This window comes from Nocardia sp. NPDC050408 (assembly GCF_044458905.1).
Lineage (GTDB): Bacteria > Actinomycetota > Actinomycetes > Mycobacteriales > Mycobacteriaceae > Nocardia.
Map to the genome: position 1 here is coordinate 310,471 of NZ_JBITIL010000002.1, position 19,926 is coordinate 330,396.

At 65.4% G+C, this 19,926-nt stretch carries 18 protein-coding genes; 6 read left to right on the forward strand and 12 right to left on the reverse strand.

Going from position 1 to position 19,926, the window contains the following annotated elements; all coding sequences use genetic code 11:
- Window positions 1-59: 59 nt before the first annotated feature.
- The 3 genes from ACIBJI_RS06220 to ACIBJI_RS06230 are packed head-to-tail and all read left to right on the forward strand — an operon-like array spanning window position 60 to window position 1,789.
- Complete coding sequence (locus ACIBJI_RS06220; protein WP_364340194.1) at window positions 60-614, forward strand: helix-turn-helix domain-containing protein; 555 nt, start codon at window positions 60-62, stop codon at window positions 612-614.
- 50 nt (window positions 615-664) lie between these two features.
- Window positions 665-1,291, forward strand: coding sequence for an alpha-ketoglutarate-dependent dioxygenase AlkB (locus ACIBJI_RS06225; RefSeq protein WP_397083247.1), 627 nt, complete (start codon window positions 665-667; stop codon window positions 1,289-1,291).
- Between the two features lie 51 nt (window positions 1,292-1,342).
- Window positions 1,343-1,789 (forward strand): SgcJ/EcaC family oxidoreductase, encoded by a 447-nt coding sequence (locus ACIBJI_RS06230; RefSeq protein WP_397083249.1) that lies wholly within the window; start codon window positions 1,343-1,345, stop codon window positions 1,787-1,789.
- 3 nt (window positions 1,790-1,792) lie between these two features.
- Here ACIBJI_RS06230 and ACIBJI_RS06235 read toward each other — a convergent pair whose 3' ends face one another.
- Window positions 1,793-2,683 carry a hypothetical protein gene (locus ACIBJI_RS06235; protein ID WP_397083251.1) on the reverse strand — a complete coding sequence of 297 codons (891 nt, stop codon included), beginning with the start codon at window positions 2,681-2,683 and terminating at the stop codon, window positions 1,793-1,795.
- A gap of 169 nt (window positions 2,684-2,852) precedes the next feature.
- Here ACIBJI_RS06235 and ACIBJI_RS06240 point away from each other — a divergent pair, with 169 nt between their 5' ends.
- Complete coding sequence (locus ACIBJI_RS06240) at window positions 2,853-3,566, forward strand: HD domain-containing protein (RefSeq protein WP_364340186.1); 714 nt, start codon at window positions 2,853-2,855, stop codon at window positions 3,564-3,566.
- Here the strand turns inward: ACIBJI_RS06240 and ACIBJI_RS06245 are convergent.
- On the reverse strand, window positions 3,563-4,138 hold the full coding sequence (locus tag ACIBJI_RS06245) for a helix-turn-helix domain-containing protein (protein WP_364340184.1): 576 nt from the start codon (window positions 4,136-4,138) through the stop codon (window positions 3,563-3,565). The two genes, ACIBJI_RS06240 and ACIBJI_RS06245, sit on opposite strands and share 4 nt — an antisense overlap.
- Before the next feature lie 81 nt (window positions 4,139-4,219).
- Here ACIBJI_RS06245 and ACIBJI_RS06250 point away from each other — a divergent pair, with 81 nt between their 5' ends.
- Entirely contained in the window at window positions 4,220-5,188 is a 969-nt protein-coding gene (locus ACIBJI_RS06250) for a zinc-binding alcohol dehydrogenase family protein (RefSeq protein WP_397083254.1), read from the forward strand.
- 196 nt (window positions 5,189-5,384) lie between these two features.
- On the opposite strand, the gene ACIBJI_RS06255 is transcribed toward ACIBJI_RS06250, so the two are convergent.
- From ACIBJI_RS06255 to ACIBJI_RS06265, 3 genes are all read right to left on the reverse strand, one after another.
- Window positions 5,385-6,614, reverse strand: coding sequence for an FAD-dependent oxidoreductase (locus ACIBJI_RS06255; protein ID WP_364340180.1), 1,230 nt, complete (start codon window positions 6,612-6,614; stop codon window positions 5,385-5,387).
- A 129-nt stretch (window positions 6,615-6,743) separates the two neighbouring features.
- Entirely contained in the window at window positions 6,744-7,292 is a 549-nt protein-coding gene (locus ACIBJI_RS06260; protein WP_396955058.1) for a DUF4334 domain-containing protein, read from the reverse strand.
- A 66-nt stretch (window positions 7,293-7,358) separates the two neighbouring features.
- Window positions 7,359-13,061: a TIR domain-containing protein gene (locus ACIBJI_RS06265; RefSeq protein WP_397083257.1), complete on the reverse strand. Its 5,703-nt coding sequence runs from the start codon at window positions 13,059-13,061 to the stop codon at window positions 7,359-7,361.
- 96 nt (window positions 13,062-13,157) lie between these two features.
- Between ACIBJI_RS06265 and ACIBJI_RS06270 the strand changes: the two genes are divergently transcribed.
- Complete coding sequence (locus tag ACIBJI_RS06270; RefSeq protein ID WP_364340712.1) at window positions 13,158-14,426, forward strand: SLC13 family permease; 1,269 nt, start codon at window positions 13,158-13,160, stop codon at window positions 14,424-14,426.
- A gap of 1 nt (window position 14,427) precedes the next feature.
- Here ACIBJI_RS06270 and ACIBJI_RS06275 read toward each other — a convergent pair whose 3' ends face one another.
- From ACIBJI_RS06275 to ACIBJI_RS06305, 7 genes are all read right to left on the reverse strand, one after another.
- Window positions 14,428-15,354 (reverse strand): inositol monophosphatase, encoded by a 927-nt coding sequence (locus ACIBJI_RS06275; RefSeq protein WP_364340176.1) that lies wholly within the window; start codon window positions 15,352-15,354, stop codon window positions 14,428-14,430.
- A complete protein-coding gene (locus tag ACIBJI_RS06280; protein ID WP_364340174.1) occupies window positions 15,336-16,022 on the reverse strand; it encodes a hypothetical protein in 687 nt (228 codons plus the stop codon). The genes ACIBJI_RS06275 and ACIBJI_RS06280 overlap by 19 nt, the downstream gene beginning before the upstream one ends.
- Window positions 16,023-16,919 (reverse strand): hypothetical protein, encoded by an 897-nt coding sequence (locus tag ACIBJI_RS06285; RefSeq protein WP_364340172.1) that lies wholly within the window; start codon window positions 16,917-16,919, stop codon window positions 16,023-16,025. It lies immediately after the preceding gene.
- Window positions 16,920-17,258: 339 nt separating this feature from the next.
- Window positions 17,259-17,525, reverse strand: a complete 267-nt coding sequence (locus ACIBJI_RS06290) for a YciI family protein (protein WP_364340170.1) — start codon at window positions 17,523-17,525, stop codon at window positions 17,259-17,261.
- Window positions 17,522-18,031, reverse strand: a complete 510-nt coding sequence (nusB, locus tag ACIBJI_RS06295; protein ID WP_364340168.1) for a transcription antitermination factor NusB — start codon at window positions 18,029-18,031, stop codon at window positions 17,522-17,524. The genes ACIBJI_RS06290 and nusB overlap by 4 nt, the downstream gene beginning before the upstream one ends.
- Before the next feature lie 34 nt (window positions 18,032-18,065).
- Window positions 18,066-18,629, reverse strand: coding sequence for an elongation factor P (gene efp, locus ACIBJI_RS06300; RefSeq protein ID WP_364340710.1), 564 nt, complete (start codon window positions 18,627-18,629; stop codon window positions 18,066-18,068).
- A gap of 47 nt (window positions 18,630-18,676) precedes the next feature.
- Window positions 18,677-19,804, reverse strand: coding sequence for a Xaa-Pro peptidase family protein (locus ACIBJI_RS06305; RefSeq protein ID WP_364340166.1), 1,128 nt, complete (start codon window positions 19,802-19,804; stop codon window positions 18,677-18,679).
- Between the last annotated feature and the right edge of the window lie 122 nt (window positions 19,805-19,926).

A 19,926-nucleotide genomic window follows, 5' to 3' on the forward strand; every position in this document is an offset into this window, starting at 1 on the left:
GCTCAGCGCAGACGCTAGGCTTCCGCTAGCCGGTCGTCAAGCAAAAAGAGAAGGACGCCATGGACGGACGTCGCAGCGATACGCGTGAGCGGATTCGTACTGTCGCAATGGAATTGTTCTCCGAACGCGGCTACGAGAAGACCTCCCTGCGCGAGATCGCCGACCGCCTCGGTGTCACCAAGGCCGCGTTGTACTACCACTTCCGAACCAAAGAAGACATCGTCGCCAGCCTCTCCGACGACTTACGCCGCGGCATCGACGACATCGTGACCTGGGCCGAGAGCGCACCGCCCGGCCCGGACCGGGCCAACGAAATCCTCACCCGCTACGGCGCACTCCTGCACGGCATCGGCCGCAGCATGGTCCGCTTCTGGCACGAGAACCAGCCCGCCTTCCGCCAGCTCGACTTCGGCTCGAGCATGCGTTACCAGTTCCGCGTGCTCGCCGACCTGATGGCCGAACCGGACAACCCGCCGCTCGCTGTCTTCCGCGCACGTGAAGCCCTGCTTGCGATCAGCTGGAGCACCGCCATGATGGGCGATCTTCCGCTCACCGACGACGAGTGCTACGCCGCCGCCGTCGACATCGCGCGGGACATCCTCACCAAGAATTGATGACCGTTTTTCGCTAGCACATATGTTCGATGACGCGTAGATTCGGCGGCATGTCGACACCGCTGCAGGGATCGTTGCTCGCCGGGTTCGGGGACGTCGAGGTGGGCGGGCTCGATGGTGTGCAGCGGACGGACTTGCCCCATGGCGCCTGGATGGATCTGCTGCCCGGGTGGATGTCGGGGGCGGACTTGCTGTTCGAACGGTTGGCGGACGGGGTGCCATGGCACGCGGAGCGGCGGTCGATGTACGACCGGGTGGTGGATGTGCCGCGACTGCTGTGTTTCTACGAGGAGGATGCACAGTTGCCGGATCCGGCACTGGACGAGGCACGGGAGGCGCTGACCGCACATTATCGCGAGGAACTCGGCGAACCGTTCCGCACAGCCGGGTTGTGCTACTACCGCGACGGACGCGACAGTGTGGCCTGGCACGGCGATACCATCGGGCGCGGGGCGACCCATGACACCATGGTCGCCATTGTTTCGATCGGTGCGCCGCGTGCGCTGCTGCTGCGACCGCACGGGGGCGGTGCAAGTCTTCGATTTCAGGTCGGACACGGGGATCTACTGGTCATGGGCGGCTCATGTCAGCGCACCTGGGAACACGCCGTACCGAAGACGCGCAGGCCGACAGGGCCGCGAATCAGCATTCAATTTCGGCCGCGGGGCGTGCGTTGATTCCGTGAGCTTGTTGACCTCAACCATGGTTGAGATAAGAAGCTGATTTCCATGAGCCCAACGACAATTCAACCGGTGGTCGCGGATACCACCGTTGACCACGCCGAAGACATTGCGGCTATCGAGCGCATCATCGCCAATGTCGAAACCGCATACAACACCAACGATGCCGAACTGATGACCGCCGACTTCACCGCGAATGCGGCGGTGGTCAACGCGGTCGGTGCGCTCATAGCCGGGAAAGACGCACTGCTGGAGGCGAATCGGCAGGGGCTGGCGGGATTCCTGAAGGACCAGTATGTCCGCTACGAGGTCGCCGGCATCGTATTCCTGCGCCCCGATATCGCGATCGCGCACAAGCTCGCCCGGGCGACGACGGCCGAGGCCGAGCTGATCGATATCGATCACGCGATGATCGCGCTGTACGTCTTGGTCAAAGAGAACGGTCGGTGGTGGACCGCGGCGCGACAGAACACACCGATCCCGCAGGCGAAGTAGCCGTCAGTTCAGGGGCGCGGCGGGCCGTTCCTCGCGCGTCGGGAAACGACGGCGGCGAACGCTCGCACCGTGCGACCAGATGGCCTGCTGGACCTCCTGCTTCGAGGCATGACCGTCGAATCGCACGAGCACTTCGGCGCGGGCCTGACGTGCGATATTCACCTTCCTGCGGTACTGCCGGAAGATCTGCACCTCGCCATTGCGATCCTCGTCCAGGTACTCGTAGTCCATGCCGTAGTAGGCGTAGGTCCCGAGTGTCGCGAGCGAGGTTGCCCAGGATCGCAGCTGATCGCGAGCACCGAAAATCGTGACCATGCCGCCGATGCGGTCGATCCGTTCCCAGCCGGTCGGTACATCGGCGAAATTCCAGTCGCGCTCCCCCGGCCCCTTCGCCCGCCACCGCTGCAGCTCGTCCACCGCGGCATCCAGACCGAACGTCTGCCAGCGCACCGTGCCGTGTGAACCCTCGCGGAACGGCAGCCGCCGACGCAAGGCGACGGCGGCGGCGCGGGTGAAGACGGTCAGGTCCGCGGGCACCAGCACGATCGGATCGGAGGGCGCGGCGTCGAACGGATTGGGATCCAGATGGGCCGGATCGATGACGACGATCGTGCCCGGCCGCCGCTGATAGGCCAGGCCCCACAGCAGTCGAGCCAGCATCCGCGCACCCCGCCAATCGGAGAGCACATGCCAGGTGTCGTGGAAATGGTTGGTGGCGAAGCGGAAATCGCTGCCGGGGCGCAGGCTCAGCACCGTATGCACCCGCCCGTCGAGCACCATGGTGCGTCGATGCAGTTTCGCCATATTGTCGGTGGCCGAACCGGGGCGCGGCCGTTTGATCTGCGCGGCCACATTCACCTCCAGTTCCGCCTCGCGTGCATTCCAGGAGACCACGGTCGCCACCGCGCGGCAACGGATTATTTTCGCGCAGTTGAACAGTTGTCCAGAGCACAGCGGAGAGCGGCCGGCCCCGATACATTGGCCATATGAGCGAGCGCAGCGAGCGATTCATCTGCCAGCGCGCGTTGCGCATGCCGGAGCCGAGCGCCAGCGAGTCGAAGGCATGAGCAATCCCGGCGCGGGGGTTTTGGCCGTGATGCCGCTGCATACGATCAGCGAGGTCTACGGCGAAAGCGGACTGCGCGAACGACTACTGCTGGAAATAGCCGAACTATCCGACACCGAACGGCTCAACGAGGCATTGGATCTGGCCACCGAATTGCACCGCGACGATCGTTACGGCCGCGAACCGTATCTGAGTCATCTACTGCGCGTTGCCATTCGGATCATCAGCCACTATGAAGTGCGGGACCCGGACGTCGTCGCGGCCGGGCTGTTGCACGATTCGGTCGAGGATCACCCGATCGACCTTGCCGGCGCGCGTCCCGGTTCGCCGACCGAGGCCGCCCTCGCCGAACTCTCGGCCCGGTTCGGCGCCCGAGTCGCCGAACTCGTCGCCGCCGTAACCAATCCGGAACCGGATCCGGATAGCGATCGGCATGCGCAATATCGCGAACACGTGGCGGCCAATCTCGATCACGCGCCGTGGGCCCGCATCGTCAAACTGTCCGACTTCACCGATAACGGCGTTGGCATCCTCTACGCCGACGGTCCCGCGATGCGCAAACTCGCCACCAAGTATCGCCCGCTCACCGATATCTACCGCGACCTCGTCACCCGCGCCGATACTCCGCTCGCCGAGCACGTCAAACGGCATATCCTGCACCAGCTCGACAGCGCCGACGAACGTTTCGACGCCATTCTCGCCAGGGACTAGGGCGCGCGCAGCACCGATTCGACGAGTTCGCGAACCGCCGCGAGCAGCCGTTCAGTCTCCCCCGCACGTGCGAGCGCCGGCACCTGTTCGCCACCCAATGCGCCGAGCAGCAGCCTGCCGACCACCTCGGCATCCAGGTCCGGGCGGGCCTCGCGCAGTAGCGCGGTGATATGGGTGTCCCAGAATTCGTGGATTTCGGCGGCGCGCGGGTGCGGCGGGCCCTGCAGGTAGGCGACCGTCACCTCGATGTTGTCGGTCATCATGCGCACGAAGGCATCGAAGAAGGCCAGCAGTCGCTCCCCGGCCGGTGCTCCGGGGCCCAGCGGCGGCGGACCGCCACGGACGGCATCCATCACGGCGAACGTGCTCTCGGCGATCATCTCGTGCAGTAACCCGGCGCGATTGCCGAAGCGATGGAAGATCGTGCCCTTGCCGACACCGGCGGCCGCCGCGACCCGGTCCATGGTGAGCGCGTCGGCGCCGTGTTCGGCGAGCAGCGCGGCAGTCGCGGTCAGGATCGCCTGCCGGTTACGCGCGGCATCCGCCCGTTCCCTCGGGCGTTCGTCGGTCATTCCACCACCTCGTTGACAACTTGACCGCCGGTCCATATTGTTCGAGACATCTGGACCGACAGTCAAGTTATGGAGTTATTTATGAAGGCAATCGTAATGACGAGGGTCGGCGGACCCGAGGTCCTGGTCCCCCAGGATGTCGCCGTACCGCATCCGGGCCCCGGCGAACTGGTGATCCGTGCCGAGGCGATTCCGGTGCTGTTCCCGGAGACCAAGCTGCGTTCGGGTGAGTTCCCGATGGCGGTGGAACCACCGGCGGTCTTCGGTTTTCAGGCCGCCGGAGTGGTCGTCGAGATCGGGGACGGAGTCGACGCGGCTTTGCTGGGCCGACGGGTCACGGTGGCAACCCTGGGCTTCGGCGCTTACGCCGAATTCGTCTGCGCACCAGTGGCTTCCGCGACCCCGATCCCGGATGGGCTCTCATCCGCCGACGCGGCCGCCGTCCTGATGGACGGATCGGTGGCACTGCCCCTGCTCGCGACCGCGGCGCTCACCGGCGGCGAAACGGTCCTGATCGAAGCCGCCGCAACAGGAATCGGCAGCGCGCTGACTCAACTCGCCAAGGAATTCGGTGCCGCGCGCGTCATCGCGACCGCTGGCGGTCCCGAAAAGGTAGCGCGGGCACTGGCATTGGGCGCGGATCAAGCCATCGACCACAACGCGCCGGACTGGCCGAACCGACTGCGCGAAACCCTCGACGGCACCACCCTGGACGTCGTCTTCGATTCCATCGGCGGCACCACTGCCCGAGATCTACTGGCGGCCATGACTCCGGTACGCGGCCGAATCCTCAGCTACGGCTGGCTCTCCGGAGCCCCAGCCCAGATCTCCACAACGGACCTACTCCCGCTCGGCCTCACACTCACCGCCTGCGCCGGACCAGCCTGGCTCGCAGAGGTGTCCCGCTCCGGCGCCGCCGTCCTCAATCGAGCTACTACCGGAACCCTCACTCCCCAAGTCGATTCCGTGCTTTCTCTCGACGAGGCCGCCAAAGCCCACCAACTCATCGAGCAGCGCTCCCCCATCGGCAAGATCGTTTTGCGTCCCTGACGAACCACAGCCGTCACAGAAAGTCACGCCCTTCCTCGGGATTCCCTTGCGCACTCATCAGAGGTGCGATTCCAAGGGGGGATCTCGTGCGGCGTATACACGGTCGGGCGGGATTGAAATGAACTGTGGCCGTTGATGTTTCCCGTGGAGCATTCGGTGCGTCGACTGCATTGTTGCACCGAGTGCATCCACCGGGTCAGGCGCGGCGGGCGAAAGTGGGGGCGTGTTCGGGGAGTATTCCTCGGGCGATCAGGAATGGGGGGACGGTGCGCAAGACGGGGATCCGGCGCAGGATGCGTAGCGGCAAGGGAGTCGTTGCCGCGTTGGCGATATTGATTCGGCCGGATAGGGCGGGGCGGATTACGGCGGTGTGCAGGATGCGTTGTAGGCCCTGGGTGACGGCGGTTGGGAGGGTGCGGCGACGCTGCACTCTCGCCAGGTCATGGGTGCTCAGGGTGCCCGAAGTCAGGGGTGGGGCAAGGATTCTCGCGGTGGCGACGGCATCCTGGATCGCGAGGTTGATTCCGACCCCACCGGCGGGTGACATGGCGTGGGCGGCGTCGCCGATGCAGAGCAGGCCGTCGGTGTACCACTTGGTCAGGCGATCCAATTTCACGTCGAGCAGTTTCACCTCGTCCCAGTCGCGCAACGCATCCTCCCGGTCACGCAGCCACGGTGCGGAATCGGCCATGCTGCGCACAATTTCGGCGACCGGACCGCGGCGGGCTGTCGCATCGCCACCCTTCGCGATGAGGGTCGCGACCTGCCAGTAGTCGCCGCGGTCGAACATGACCGCAGCGCGGTTGGCGCTGAGCAGTCCGATCAAACCGGCGGGGTCGATATCGGTGCGCGGCAGGCGGAACCACCACACATCCATCGGTGTCGGCCAACTGCGTGAGCCGAGACCGACTTCGGCCCGCAGCACCGAATCGCGGCCATCGCAGGCAACGGTCAGATCGGCGCGAATCTCGCCCGTTTCGCCGTTACTGGTGCGGTAGGCGACACCGGCGACCCGACCGTTCTCCCGAATCACCGCTGTCGCTTCGGTATTCATGCGCAACCGGAAGCTCGGCTCCCGGTCGGCCGCTCCGGCCAACAGGTCGAGCAGATCCCACTGCGGCACCATCGCGATGTATTTGTGCGGACCGGGCAGATGTTCCAGGGTGAACACCGTCTGTACCGACCCGCGGATCGGCAGCTGGATCTGCCGCAGTTTACGCGCGGGCAGTTTCGCGAATTCCTCGCCGAGGCCTAATTCGTCGAGCAGGTCGAGGGTCGTGGGATGTACTGTGTCGCCGCGGAAGTCGCGCAGGAAATCCTTATGTTTCTCCAGAACGGTGACATCGATACCGGCGCGTGCCAGCAGCAGCCCGAGCACCATGCCGGCCGGTCCAGCACCAACCACCAGACACGTCGTAGGTTCCATTGCCCGACCTCCCTCCGTGCGCACGCGCCGGACGGACATTCCGCGGGCGCGGATGTAGCGTTTCCCTTGGCCGACTTCAATGGTAGGCCGCAGCCGAGCCCAAGGCCCACAACCGCGGCAGCGATCAGATCAGCGACGCAGCACAAAAAAGTACGGCTCGGCCGTCCCGCGCATATCCATCACCCCGAGCAACGTTTCGGTATCCACCCGACGGAAGTGATCGATGATCGGCAGATCGTCGTAAACCATCGCGGCACTCACCGCACCGCGATATTCGATATCGCGCAAACGCGCTGCTGGCCTGCGAGTTCGGATTGCCGGACCGAGGACCGGCAGCAGCTTCCGTACCGTCTGCACGCCCGCGAGCGGCACCTTTCCGGCCAGACCGAGCGGCACCCGGCGCGGATCGACCGCGAAGATACTTCCCGATTCATCGGCGAACAACAGTGGATGTACCGACTCCGGATCATCGAACTGCTTGCCGTACCAACCCGAGGCCGCCAACACCCCCGCGAGCGGATGCCCGGTATCGAATTCCTCGCCCCGCCAGCGGCCGACGGTCACCTCCGCGACCCTGGCCGCGGGCAAGCTATCGAACAGCTCCCACGCCTGATCCACCGTGCACCCACCAACGAGCAGGTGCGCCAGATCGGATTGCGCGCTCTTATTCTCGACCACCAGCGGTCTCCTTACGGACAGCAACGTTGCGAGGACAAGGCTATCAATCTCTCATCGTCGACCGGCTCAGAAGGGTGCATCGGCCGCCAGCTGTCCCACTTCCGGCAGGTAGGGGTCGAGTTCGCCGGATTCGAATCGCGACATGCCGATGACATGCCAGAACTGCCCGGCAATATTGCCCTCGAATTTGTATCGACCGTCGGGAGCGAGCGCCGCCCATCCTTCGGGTAGACCGAGCAGGATCGCGCGGATCGACGGCGCGTCGTCCTCCGGCCGCGACCACAGCAGAATGTTGCCGTCATCGCCGCCGCTGGCCAGCAGCTTGCCGGACGGGTCGAAGCTCAGCGACCAGACTCGGCGCTTATGCCCTTCGAGGGTATGCAGATGACGACCGGATGCCATGTCCCACAACCGAACAACCAGATCATCGCCCCCGGTCGCCAATGTACCCGTGCGCGGGTCGACCGAGGCGGTCCAGAGCCTGCCGGTATGCCTGGTCAGCGTATGCAACGCAACGCCGGATTCGATATCCCAGATGCGGGCGGTGGTATCCCAGGACACGCTGGCGAGGCGGTCCTCATGGAAGGCGACCGCGTACACCCGATCGCGATGTCCGGACAGTGCCCGCAGGAATCGTCCAGAGCGCACATCCCACAGCCGAACGACGGAATCGTCGCAGCCGGTCGCCATCAGCGCACCGTCGGCGCTGAATGCGATCGAGCGCACCCGCCCGCGATGTTCGGCGCAGACGGCGTGCAGTGCGCCGGTGGTGCGCACCCAGATGATCACCGTGTCGTCGTCGTTAGCGGTGGCCACATAGTCGCCGGTCGGGTCGAAGGCGGCGGCCCAGATCGGTGCGGATTCGACATTGATGTGGCGTTCGTACAGATCGGCGTCGAGGTTGAACAGGCTGAGCCGCCCGTCGTTGACGACGAGACCGAGCTGATGGCGGCCGAGTTTGCTGAATATCGCCGATTCGAAGGTGAGCAAGCGGTCGTCGCTGCCGATCAGTCGGCGAACCAACCGCCCGGTCACCGGATCCCACAGGCGAACCACACCGTCGTTACCCACGCCCGAAAGCAGGGTGCCGTCCGCATTGAAGCTGACCGTACGGACCTGGCGGCCATGGCCGGTCAACGTGTTTTTGCAGGTACCGGTCACGGGATCCCACAGCCGAGTGGTGAATTGGTCGTCGGTAATGGCCAATTGGGAACCGTCTGGGCGAAAGGCGAACGGCCAAATCGAGCCGGTATGCGCGGTGAGCCGGTGCCGCAGTTCCCCGGTCTCGCTCTCGCGCAGACAGACAAGTCCGGCGCTGTCGCCCGAGGCGAGCAGATCACCCGCCGGATCGAAGGCAAGCCAATAGATGGCCGCGGTATGTTCGGCGAGCGACTGCCGCGGCACGCCGGTGTCCACATCCCACAGACGCAGTCCGCCATCGGTATCCGCGCTCGCCACGATAGGGAGGCGAGGATGGAAAGTCACTGTATAGACCCGCCCGGTGTGGCCCGATAGATCGCGAATCTTCCGGCAGCTCAACGGGTCCCACAGCGCCAGCGTGCCATCGACGCCACCGACTGCGAGTAGTTCACCGGTCGGATTGAACGCCACCCGAAACACAGATCCGGGCGCACCGCTGAATTCGCCACTCTCCCGGCCACTTTCGATATCCCACAGCCGCACGGTGCCATCCCGATACGAGGCGGCGACCAGCGGTCCGCGAATATCCAAGCTATAGATGAGTTCCCGACTCCCACCTCCGGCACGGCATTCGTGGCGGAGTTCACCGCTCGGCAACGCCCATAGCCGCAGCACACCGTCCGCGTCACCGGTGGCCAGCAAATCACCCGCCGGACTCAGCACCACCGGCCACGGCCAGTTCTGGTGCCCCAACAGGATTCGGCGCAGTTCGCCGGTGACGGCATCCCAGATGCCCACGGTGCCGTCGCCGGATCCGGTCACCAGCACCGTATCCGTGAACGCCACCGCGAACGTCCGGGCTCGGTGGGTCTGCAAGGTGCGCAGCGGTCTTCCGGTTTCGGCATCACAGATGAGCACGCCGCCGTCATCACTGCCGATGGCGAGCGTGCCGCCGTCCGGGTTGTAGGCGACCGGCTGCGGCAGTCGGCCGTGCCTGGCATGGAAGCCGTGCCGGACTCCGATTGCGGCAGGAGCGAATTCGGTCTGTGCCGCAACTCCCGGCACCCACGCCGCACCACGCAGATCGGTGCCGGCCGGGGTGCCGGTAACCTCGATGAGTGCCGCGCGGGACCAGCGGCTACCGCTGGCCCGCGATCCGGTCAGATCGGTGCGCACCAGGCGAGCGCGGGTGAGATCGGCCTCGCCCAGATCCGCGCCGACCAGGCTGGCCTCATCGAGACGCGCGCCGACCAACCGCGCACCGTGCAGTACGGCGCGGTCGAGGTTCGTGCCGACCAGCCGGGCGCCGCTGAGATCGGCTCCGGTGAGATCGACATCGCGTAGATCCCGATATGACAGATCCTCACCCGCCAGGCTGGCACCGCGCAGATCCGCGGTCGGTGCGGTGCGCAGCCGCGTCGCCACCCGAATCGCATTGGTGCGCGACACTTCATCGGCCGCCTGGTCGGCGAGCGCACCCTCGGCCCAGGTGCGCAGCGCCCGGTTATCGGCGAGATCACAGAGGAAGTCGATCGACAGTTGGGATAGCGGCGACTGGGTCAGTTGGGCCGGCGCGGGGGTACCGACCTCGAATTGTTCGGCAATGTGGTTGGCCACCAACCACTCCATTACCGAGGAATGGATGAAGCCGAACAGGTTGTCCTCGGTGCGCACCAGCAGGCTGCCGGAGCCGATGGCATGCGCCGACTGCTGCACCGACATCCGGCTCGAGCCGGTCAGCTCGACCAAATCCGCTGCTACCTCGGTCAATTCGGACAGCCGCAGATATGGCTCGCCGGTTTCCCAGACGCGCAGCGCGAATGCCGTCACACCGAGCCACAATTCGTGCAGACGCAGCCCTGGCAGCGCACCGGCCACGCCCGCGGTCCGGTCGGCCTCGTAAGTGAGCCAGGACTCCAGGATCTCCCGGTACAGCCCGGCCGGCCCCACCGCCTGCTTCGCGCCCGCCGCAGCCCGAAGCCGCCGCTCGTCCAGATCGGCGATGAAGCCGAGCATCCTGGGATTCTGTGCCAGTCCGAGCAGATCCTCGATACCGGTGATCAACCCCATTCTGGCGTCGGCGCGACGGATATCACCGCCGTAGCGGTTGGTCAGGAAGGCGTGGATCTGCGCCGGGGCGAAATCCTCGATGCTCACAATGCGCCGATCCTGCAGCAGACCCACGCGTTCGCCGAGGGCGGTAAGCACCTGGGCGCGGGATTCGAAGTGCTGGGTGCGGCTGGCCACGATGATCTTCGCCTTGCCGACGGTGGCCTGCAGCAGGGTTTCGAGATGGTCGGCGGCGAAGTCGTAGCTGATCCGGGTGACGAGTTCGTCGAAGCCGTCGAACAGCAACACCACCCGTCCCTCGCGCAGCATGTAGTGCAGCGCCTTCAGATCGATCCGATCCTCGCCGTGATTGGCCAAATGTGCGGCGACCAGACCGTCCACCGAATGGGTTTTGTCCAAGGCGCGCAGATCGATCAGAATCGGGATCAGCGCCGGCATGGTTTCGGTAATGCGGCGGGCCAACTCGCGCAGCGCGAAGGTCTTCCCGCGCCCGAAATCACCGAGTATGAGGATGAATCGGCCGTGGTCGGCCGCGATCACCTTCATCAGTTCGCCGACCAGATCCTCACGGATCTGCTGGTCACCGTGTTCGAGGATCCGGAAGCGCTGTGGCACATACAGATCGGGCGGATAGGTGCGATCGGCGCGCAAACGCGCCGCCTGCTGCGTGAGATAGTCGTCCAGATCGAGCAGGCCCTGGAATTCGGTGAAGCTGCGCACTCGCAGACCGTGGCTGGCCGCCTCCTCGCGCAGCGACCGCGGTGGCGCCGCACCGCGATACACGAGTTCGGAACCGTATTCCGGATCGTGGCCGAGGAAGTCCTCCACCACCTGCCTGGTCATATCACCGACATGCACACCGACGCGCCACTGGGCGATGACCTCGTCGTCCTCGCTGGTGATCAGCAGATGCGGCGGCTCCACCTCGACTCGCCGGACTTTCGCACCGGGATAACGGGTTTCGCACACCTCGGCGACGCGCTCGAGCAGCCGCCCATGCGGATCGACCGCGGGAGTTTCAGCGGGCGGTTCCGGAAGCTCCGGCTCGTCCGGTCCGAGGAGTTCGGGTTGTTTGGCTGTCGGCAGTGCCGCGGCCACCTTCAGCCAATCGAATTCGAGTTGCGCGGTGGATTCACCGCGTCCGGAGAACCTGGCCAGCCCCGCGGCGGTGAGCTGGATGATCTCGTCGCGCCCCGGAGCGGCAGCGGGCAGGACGGGCAGTGTGTTGTCGAGCCGATCCAGATGCGGCCCACCGGGTCCCGGACCGTGTAGCAGCAGATTCAACCGGCCGCCGAGCAGTCGGGACAGCGTATCCGCATCGCGCAGCAGATCCGGATCATGGGCGGGCGTGCCCGCGCCGGGCAGCGGATCGTGCCGGACGACGCCGAGGCGCAACCACCCGTTGTCCTCGAACAGGCGCAGCCGCTCGGCGAACCAGGACGCCTGCGGTTCACCGATCCGGCCGTAATCGTCCTCGGGCAGATGGGTGGCGGCCATCGTCGAGTTCAATCCGGCAACCACAACCCGCAATTCGGGAATCGGAAACAGCGTCCACGGCTGACCGATATCGAAGACGAGGTGATCCAGGCCCTGATACAGCGCACCGAACATCCGTGCGTACTGCTCGAGCTTCGGGAAATACGGCGGCTGCGGTTTGCGATCGCGCGCCTCGCAGTTCAGGAAGTACGCGTGACATGCCGGTTTGGAGACATCGTGATTGCCGGGCACCACGATCAGCCGCTCCGGACCGAGGCCGAGCAGCGTACGCAATCCGCTCAGGAAGGTCAGCGCTTCGTCGACCTCGCGCGGACGGCCGGATTCGGTCATATCGCCGGACACCACGATCAGATCCGGTTTGGCCACACCTTGATTCACCAGATGGGTGACATTGGCGTGGATGCGCGCCTGTAATTCGGCAGCGGTGCTCGGCTCGTCCGGTGCGAGCAGCCCGCGACCGAAGCGCGGCCCCGCGACATGCAGCACGGAGACGCTGGTACGTGCCTCGTCATGGTCGGTGGCACCCGGAAAGGCGGGGGCCGCAACCGGTGTGCGGCGCGGCAACATGGGTTCGGGTGTGTCCGCGATGGTTTCGACGGCGAAGCGGTCCGGCCCATCGTGCGGGAACCCTGGTTCCGAAGTTGGCTTCGCCCGCCCCGCGAGCAGATGCCCGACCCGCTCCAGCAGGATTCGACGCGCCTGCTCCGCGGTGGACACGCGCACCAGATCGAGATAGGTGATGGTGGCGAGCAGACCCTCCAGCGTGCATTCAGCAATGCGCACCGGCATCAACTTGCCCGGATCGGTGCGGTAGGCCGCCTGCCATTCCATGGTGCCGTAATAGGAACCGAGATAGTTCTGCGACAGCACCACCAGCACCACCGCCGAATCGCGCACGCCGCGATCCATGAAATCGATGAAGTTGGTGCCGGGCACAAAATCCCAGGCCTGGATGAGAGTGCTGTATCCCGCGGTCTCCAACTGCCAGGCCAGCCAGGTGGCCCATCGCTCGTCGGTCGGTGAATAGCTGATGAAGAAGTCCCGCCGCCCGCCCGAAGTCACAGCATCAGTATGCCCCGATGGGTCGCCACGCCAAACGGAAGAAGATCATTACCAGGCATACCGAATGCGGAAGTGCCCCAGCGGATATGCTGCATGATGGGGCATGTGTCCGAGCAACAGGTCGATTCCGCCGCGGAGAACTCACCGTCGAGTGCCCTGGTGTCCGCACCGTCGAGACGGGCACTGAGCACGCTGGATTGGGTCCGGCTCGGACTGTTCGCGGCCGGACTGCTGTGCGTGGCGACCGGATTGCTGCCACGCGCCGAGGCCGCCGACAATATGCGCCGGATCGGTCCGCTGCTGCTGTTCCTGTGCAGTGTGATAATTCTCGCGGAACTGACGCGGCAGGCGAAGGTGTTCGATGTGATCGCGCACCGGCTGGCCATTCTCGGGCGGGGCTACTATCCGGCGTTGTTCCTGCTCTGTGTGCTTTTCGCGTCGGCGACAACGATTCTGCTCAATCTCGATACCACTGCCGTCTTGTTGACCCCGGTCATGCTCGCGCTGGCGATACCGGCCCGCATTCCACCGCTGCCGTTGGCGATGACCACGCTCTGGCTGGCCAATACGGCGAGTCTGCTGCTGCCGGTCTCGAATCTCACCAATCTGCTCGCCGCCGACCGGGTCGCGCTGCGCGCCACGGATTTCGCGGCGCGAATGTGGGCGCCGCAGCTGGTGTCGATCACGGCGACCATGGTGTGCCTTTGGGTCTGGTACTGGCGGCGCGGACGACGTGAAGCCGACCGGTACGTACCGCCGGAACCGATTCGTCCGGCGGATGCCAGGGAGCGCACGCTGCTCTATACAACAGCAGGCGCATGTCTGCTGTTCATTCTGGCGATCCCGTTCGTCGGTGACCGGATCGGTATCGCCGCCACCCTGGCCGCCACCATCGCGGTGGTCGCCTTCGCGATCTTCGACCGTTCGGCGCTGCGACTATCGCTGATCCCGTGGCAATTGCTGGTTTTCGTAGTCGGGTTGTTCCTGGTGGTGCCGACGTTGAGCAGGTTCGGGCTGGCTGATGTCATGCAAGCCCTGATCGGGCACGACTCCGGAGCAGTCGGGGCCTACCGTGCGGCGGCCGCCGGTGCCGGATTGTCCAATGTGGCCAATAATCTTCCCGCTTACACCGCCGGTGAGGCGGTGGTGTCCGAGGAGAATCGAAATCAGTTGCTGGCCTTGCTCATCGGCACCAACGTCGGGCCGATCGTGACGCCATGGGCGTCGCTGGCAACGCTGCTGTGCCTGGAGTTCTGTCGCACCCATGGTGTTCGGGTGCCGATGCCGCGGTTCGTGCTCACCGGACTCGGGCTCGCGGTTGTCGCTACGACCGCTGCCGTGGCTGCGCTGTTGGCGACGGGATAGCTCAGCCCGGCAGCCCCGTCACACTGACCTCGGCGGCGGCCTTCACCAGCAAGGCCAACTCCGGCAGCATCTCGGCACTGGCTGCAATGAAGTTCACTTCACCGCCGGGGAGGTCGAGGTGGTCATTGAGCGGAGCGCCGTCGAAATCGGTGATGTGGATACCGGACTCGCGGGCCAGCAGGGTGCCTGCGGGCAGATCGACCAACCCCGCTCGGTAACCGACGAATCCGTCGATATCGCCGCGACTCAGCATGACCCAGCACAACAGCGGCGACCACAGTTGGATCAGGCGACGGGAACCGGATTCCAGGGCCAGGCGCAGGGCGCGTGCCGTGGTGTCGCTGCGGGTCACCGGATAACCCTGCAACCAGGCCAGGGTCGGGGCGGATTCGGAGGTACGGTGCGGCGGTCGCCAGAGTGGGCCGTCCGGACCCGTCGCGCCGGATCCGCGCACGGCGGACCAGGCGCGGTCGGCCAATGGTTCATGGACAATGCCGAGCATCGGAATTCCGTTGTGGCACAGGGCGATACCGATTGTGCATACGGGCAGGCCGATGGCGATATTATTGGTTCCGTCGAGCGGGTCGACGACCCAGCACCAGGAATCGTCGACTCCCTGCAGCCCGGATTCCTCGGCGAGGATGCGATGGTGTGGGAATGCCCGGCGGATATGGCCGACGATGATATGTTCCGCACGCAGGTCCAGATCGGTGACCAGATCACCGCTGGCGTCCTTGGTGCGGACCGTGAGTGATCCGGCCAGACCCTCCCGAATCGCTCGACCCGCCTCGATCGCCGCCCCTCTGGCAACCTCGGCAGCGGTCATCAGGACGGTCTCCAGCCGGTCGAAGGGGCTGATCGGATCCGGATCGCCCAGCGCCGGACCATCGGGTGGCAATACCAGGTTCGCTACGTCGCCTGCTCGCATCGGTCCTCCAGTTGTTCCGGCAGGGTGGGCTCCTGCAGGTGGTCCAGCACCGTTTGCGCGGCACGGCGGGTTTCGATCGGGCTGCAACCGGTTCGGTGCACCCAGTGGTCGACGGTGGCGAAGGTGCCGAGGGATCGGTCCGGTCGGCCGCGGCGAACCTCGCCGAGCACCACGGTGGCCGCCTCACCGCGCACATCGGAGAGGTGAAATACCCCGTGCGGCAGGGTGTATACCTCGCCTGCACGGAAATGTTCACTGGATCGGGTGCGATAGCGGACCAGACACTCCGTCGCACGCACTACATCACCGTCGGCGCCACTATTGATTTCGAAGATACGATGGGTCGCCCGGTCCGCAGAGCTTTCCACTTCGAGTATCTCGTTGCCGACCTCGCCGTACAAGACGACGCTGAGCAGATCCCAGCTGTGCGCGTGCATCGCCGAGGTCGTCGGATGCGACCGCAGCCCATCGGTCCAGACGTGCACGCAGACGCCGAGGCCACCGCCACGCCACGCGGGAAAACACAAGAACCCCAACGGATGCCGGACCGCGCCGACCTCGGCGCGACCGTCGAGCACCGCAGTCATGAGATCGCGCGCCCAGCCTCGGACCGCGGGCCCCGCCGCATCGGAGCCGATCAACTTGCGTAGTCGCGCGTAGTCGTTCATTCAGTACGGATTCCTCGGCTGCAGTGCGCGTCGCACGATATCGGCGACATCGCGATCGGTATAGGACGCCGGTAGCGCGAGACCGAGCAGATCGAATAGCGCGCGGGTCTGATCGACCGACGGCTCGTCGGCGAGCGCGAGTTCCTCGCTGCGACTCAGCGGCACCTGTCTGGCCTGCTTGAAACTGGCCACGAGCTCCCGGTTGAAGTCCCGGTAGTAGGGCTTGTCCCGTTCGAACATCAGGGCCGGAGTATTCGGATTGTCCTGCGTGACAATGACACAACTCGACGAGAGGTCCCAGCGGAAGGTTGTCATCACCATCGAGAGCCCGACATCGATGGTCAGGAAGGTGAACCGCTGCCGGTACCAGCAGGCCGCGAGCACCGTCGCGAAGGACTCCTTACGGGTCCGCTCGGTGGTCCACAATTCGCCGGTGCGGTCGGCCTCGGGTACCAGCGAGGAGCGGAACTGCGCATAGGTCTTGCACAACGGTTCATTGGTCGGATCCAGCACCTCCACCTGGATCCGCAGCGGACGCTGTTCGCGGCGTGCGTTCTCCACACACTCCCGCAGCGTCACCGCACGCAGATAGGTTCCGGTGCCGCCCTTGAAAAGCCACTGTTCGGTACCGCGCCGGGCAAGTGTATGCGCGTGCCCGATCTCGGGACCGTAGAGCAACTGCACCGAGGTCGTATCGCGAATGGCCTTGGCCGACAAGTGCCGATCGCGCAGCAGCGTAGTGGCCAGCAGGCCGAGCACCAGCAGAATGACCGCGTTGATCAGATCCGAATCGAACAGGCCGATATCGATCAGCGATATCACGCCGAAAATCACCGCGAGCACCAACGCGACGAGACCGTCGATATTGTTGCGCAGCCAGATCAGAACCCGTCCCATACGTTTTCGGCCTCCCCAAGGGTTTCCCCCCAGGATAGGTGCACCCGGCTACGACGGCGTATCGATTGGCGAGTCCATTGCAACCGTGACCGGCCATGTGGTACCGGTCACATCGGCTTGACCTCGAGTGCGGTTGAGGAATCAGGATCGGACAGGTGTCACGGTTCGGATGCGACATCTCGCTGCGAATCCGGCACACCCGAGTCCGCGGGCCGTCGGAGTGGACGGCTCGTGGTTCGCTCCCGCTGGGCCCGTACACCCACCAGCGGGAGCGCGGGCGGGTGCCGAAACGCGAACAGCCGCACACCTTTTGAGGTGTACGGCTGTTTCCGTTGTCGATCAGGCGGAGACGGCGATCTCCCACTCGTACACGGTCAGCTCCGAGGAACCTGTGGTGTGCACCGGGTCGGTGAGCGCGATTTCCCTTGCGGCTTCGAGACTTTCGGCATGGATCACGTACGCACCACCGGTGCCGTCGGTGAACCGCCCGCTCTCCACCAACTGCCCGCGCTCGAGCAACTCGTTGAGGAACCGCCTATGCGGTTCGATCACGGCCGGGTCGAACGACGGCTTACGCATCGCCATGACCAGGTACTTGTTGATCACTCCTGCGACTCCGGACGCGGCGCCCTGGTCGCAGCGGCGGCCGCGCGCACCTGCGGGGCGACCAGCACGACCTGGCCGAGCACACCGTTGACGAATCCGGGCGAATCGTCGGTGGACAGCTCCTTGGCCAACTCGACCGCCTCGTCGACGGCGACCACCGGCGGAACATCGTTGGCGTGGAACAACTCCCACACCGCGATCCGCAGGATGGCCCGGTCGACGGCGGGCAGCCGGGACAGCTCCCAATCCTTGAGGTAGGACTCGATGGTGCCGTCCACCCGATCCAGATCGTCGGCGACGCCCTCGACCACGGTGCGGGTATAGGGGTGCACCGGGGCGACCGCCTGATCCTGGGTCGCCAGCTCGGCCCGCTCGGTGAGCAGGTCGGCCGCGTCCACATCGCGGGCCTCCGCCTCGAAGAGCAGATCGACCGCCCGGCGGCGGGCCTTGTGGCGCGCGCCGAGCTTCTTGAACGTGGACTTCTTGTCTACGGGCTGTTCCGCCACAACAGTCATTATCCCTGTTCGCCGCGACCGGCGATCAGGCGTTCACGCGGCCGAGGTAGCTGCCGTCGCGCGAATCGATGCGCAGCTTGTCGCCGGTATTGATGAACAGCGGGACCTGCACCTCGGCACCGGTCTCGAGGGTGGCGGGCTTGGTGCCGCCGGTGGAGCGGTCGCCCTGCAGGCCGATATCGGTGTGCTGCACCTCGAGCTCGACGGTGACCGGCAGCTCGACGTAGAGCGGCGCGCCCTCGTGCGTGGCGACCTGCGCCACCATATTCTCCAGCAGGAACCGCGCGCCCGGGCCGATGGTCTCCTCGGAGATGGAGATCTGGTCGAAGGTCTCGCCGTCCATGAAGACGTAATCCGAGCCGTCGTGGTACAGGTAGGTCATATCGCGACGGTCGACGGTAGCGGTCTCCACCTTGACGCCCGCGTTGAAGGTCTTGTCGACAACCTTGCCGGACAGCACGTTCTTCAGCTTGGTCCGCACGAAGGCAGGGCCCTTACCCGGCTTGACGTGCTGGAATTCGACGATCTGCTGGAGCTGACCGTCGATCTTCAGCACGAGGCCGTTCTTGAAGTCGCTGGTGTCCGCCACTGTTCTCGGATCTCCTAGTTCTGGATATGCGGTCTCGGTGACCGGCGTCATTCGACGACGGTCAGGTCTTTGCTGGTGTTGGTGAGCAGATCCGGGCCCCCCTCGCGCACCACGAGCGTGTCCTCGATCCGGACGCCGCCGCGGCCGGGGAAGTACACACCTGGTTCGACGGTCACCGCCACGCCAGACAGAAGTGTACCGGTTCCGGTTTTGGCGATTCCCGGCGCTTCGTGGATCTGCAGTCCGACACCATGTCCGAGACCGTGCACGAACAACTTCCCGTGCCCGGCCTCCTCGATCACCGCACGCGCCGCCGCATCCACATCGGCGACCTGTGCGCCGGGCTTCAGCGCCTCGCGTCCTGCCCGCTGCGCCGCCTCGACCAGCGCGTACACCTCCCGATGCCAGTCGGACGCGGCGCCGAGTACGAAAGTGCGGGTCATATCGGAGTGGTAGCCGCCGACCACAGCGCCGAAGTCGATCTTGACGAAATCGCCGGTGGCCAGGATCGCCCCGGTTGGCCGGTGATGCGGGATGGCGGAGTTCGCGCCGGTCGCCACGATGGTCTCGAAGGCGACCGCATCGGCGCCGTGTTCGAACATCGCCCATTCCAGATCCCTGGCGACCTGACGTTCGGTACGACCGGGGCGCAGGCCGCCGCGTTCCAGCAGCGTCGCCAGCCCAGCGTCACCCGCGGCGCAGGCGGCACGCAACTGTTCGATCTCGTAAGCGTCCTTGACCATGCGTAGCTGTTCGACCAGCCCCGGAGTGGCGACGAATTCCAAACCGGTCTTCTGCTCGATCAATCCGCGATGCTGGTCGACGGTGACGATATGGCTCTCGTAACCGACCCGGCCGAGCTGCCACTCCCCCGCGAGCTCCACGATGCGTCGGGCGGTGGCCCTGGCGATTTCGGCGCGCAGGTCGGGCACCTGCTCGACGACCTGGCTCAGATAACGCCCATCGGTGCCGATCACGGTGCGTTCTTCGGAATTACGGATATCCCAGGAGGTCACCAGCAGTGCGGCGTTGGACCCGGTGAAGCCGGTCAGGTACCTGATGTTCACCAGATCGGTGACCAACAGCGCGTCGACCTCGTTCTCCACCAGCAGACTGCGCAGTGCGCTACGGCGCCCCGCGTAGTCGGGCCCAGGGCCCACGTGATCAGCAGACATGTCTCAAAACTACCGCCGACACGCCGTAGATCCCGCATAAAACACCGGTCTAGCGGTATTCGAGCGAGGCGATCGATGTTCACATATTGATCGGTTATCCCCAATCCGGAATCGGGGGCTGC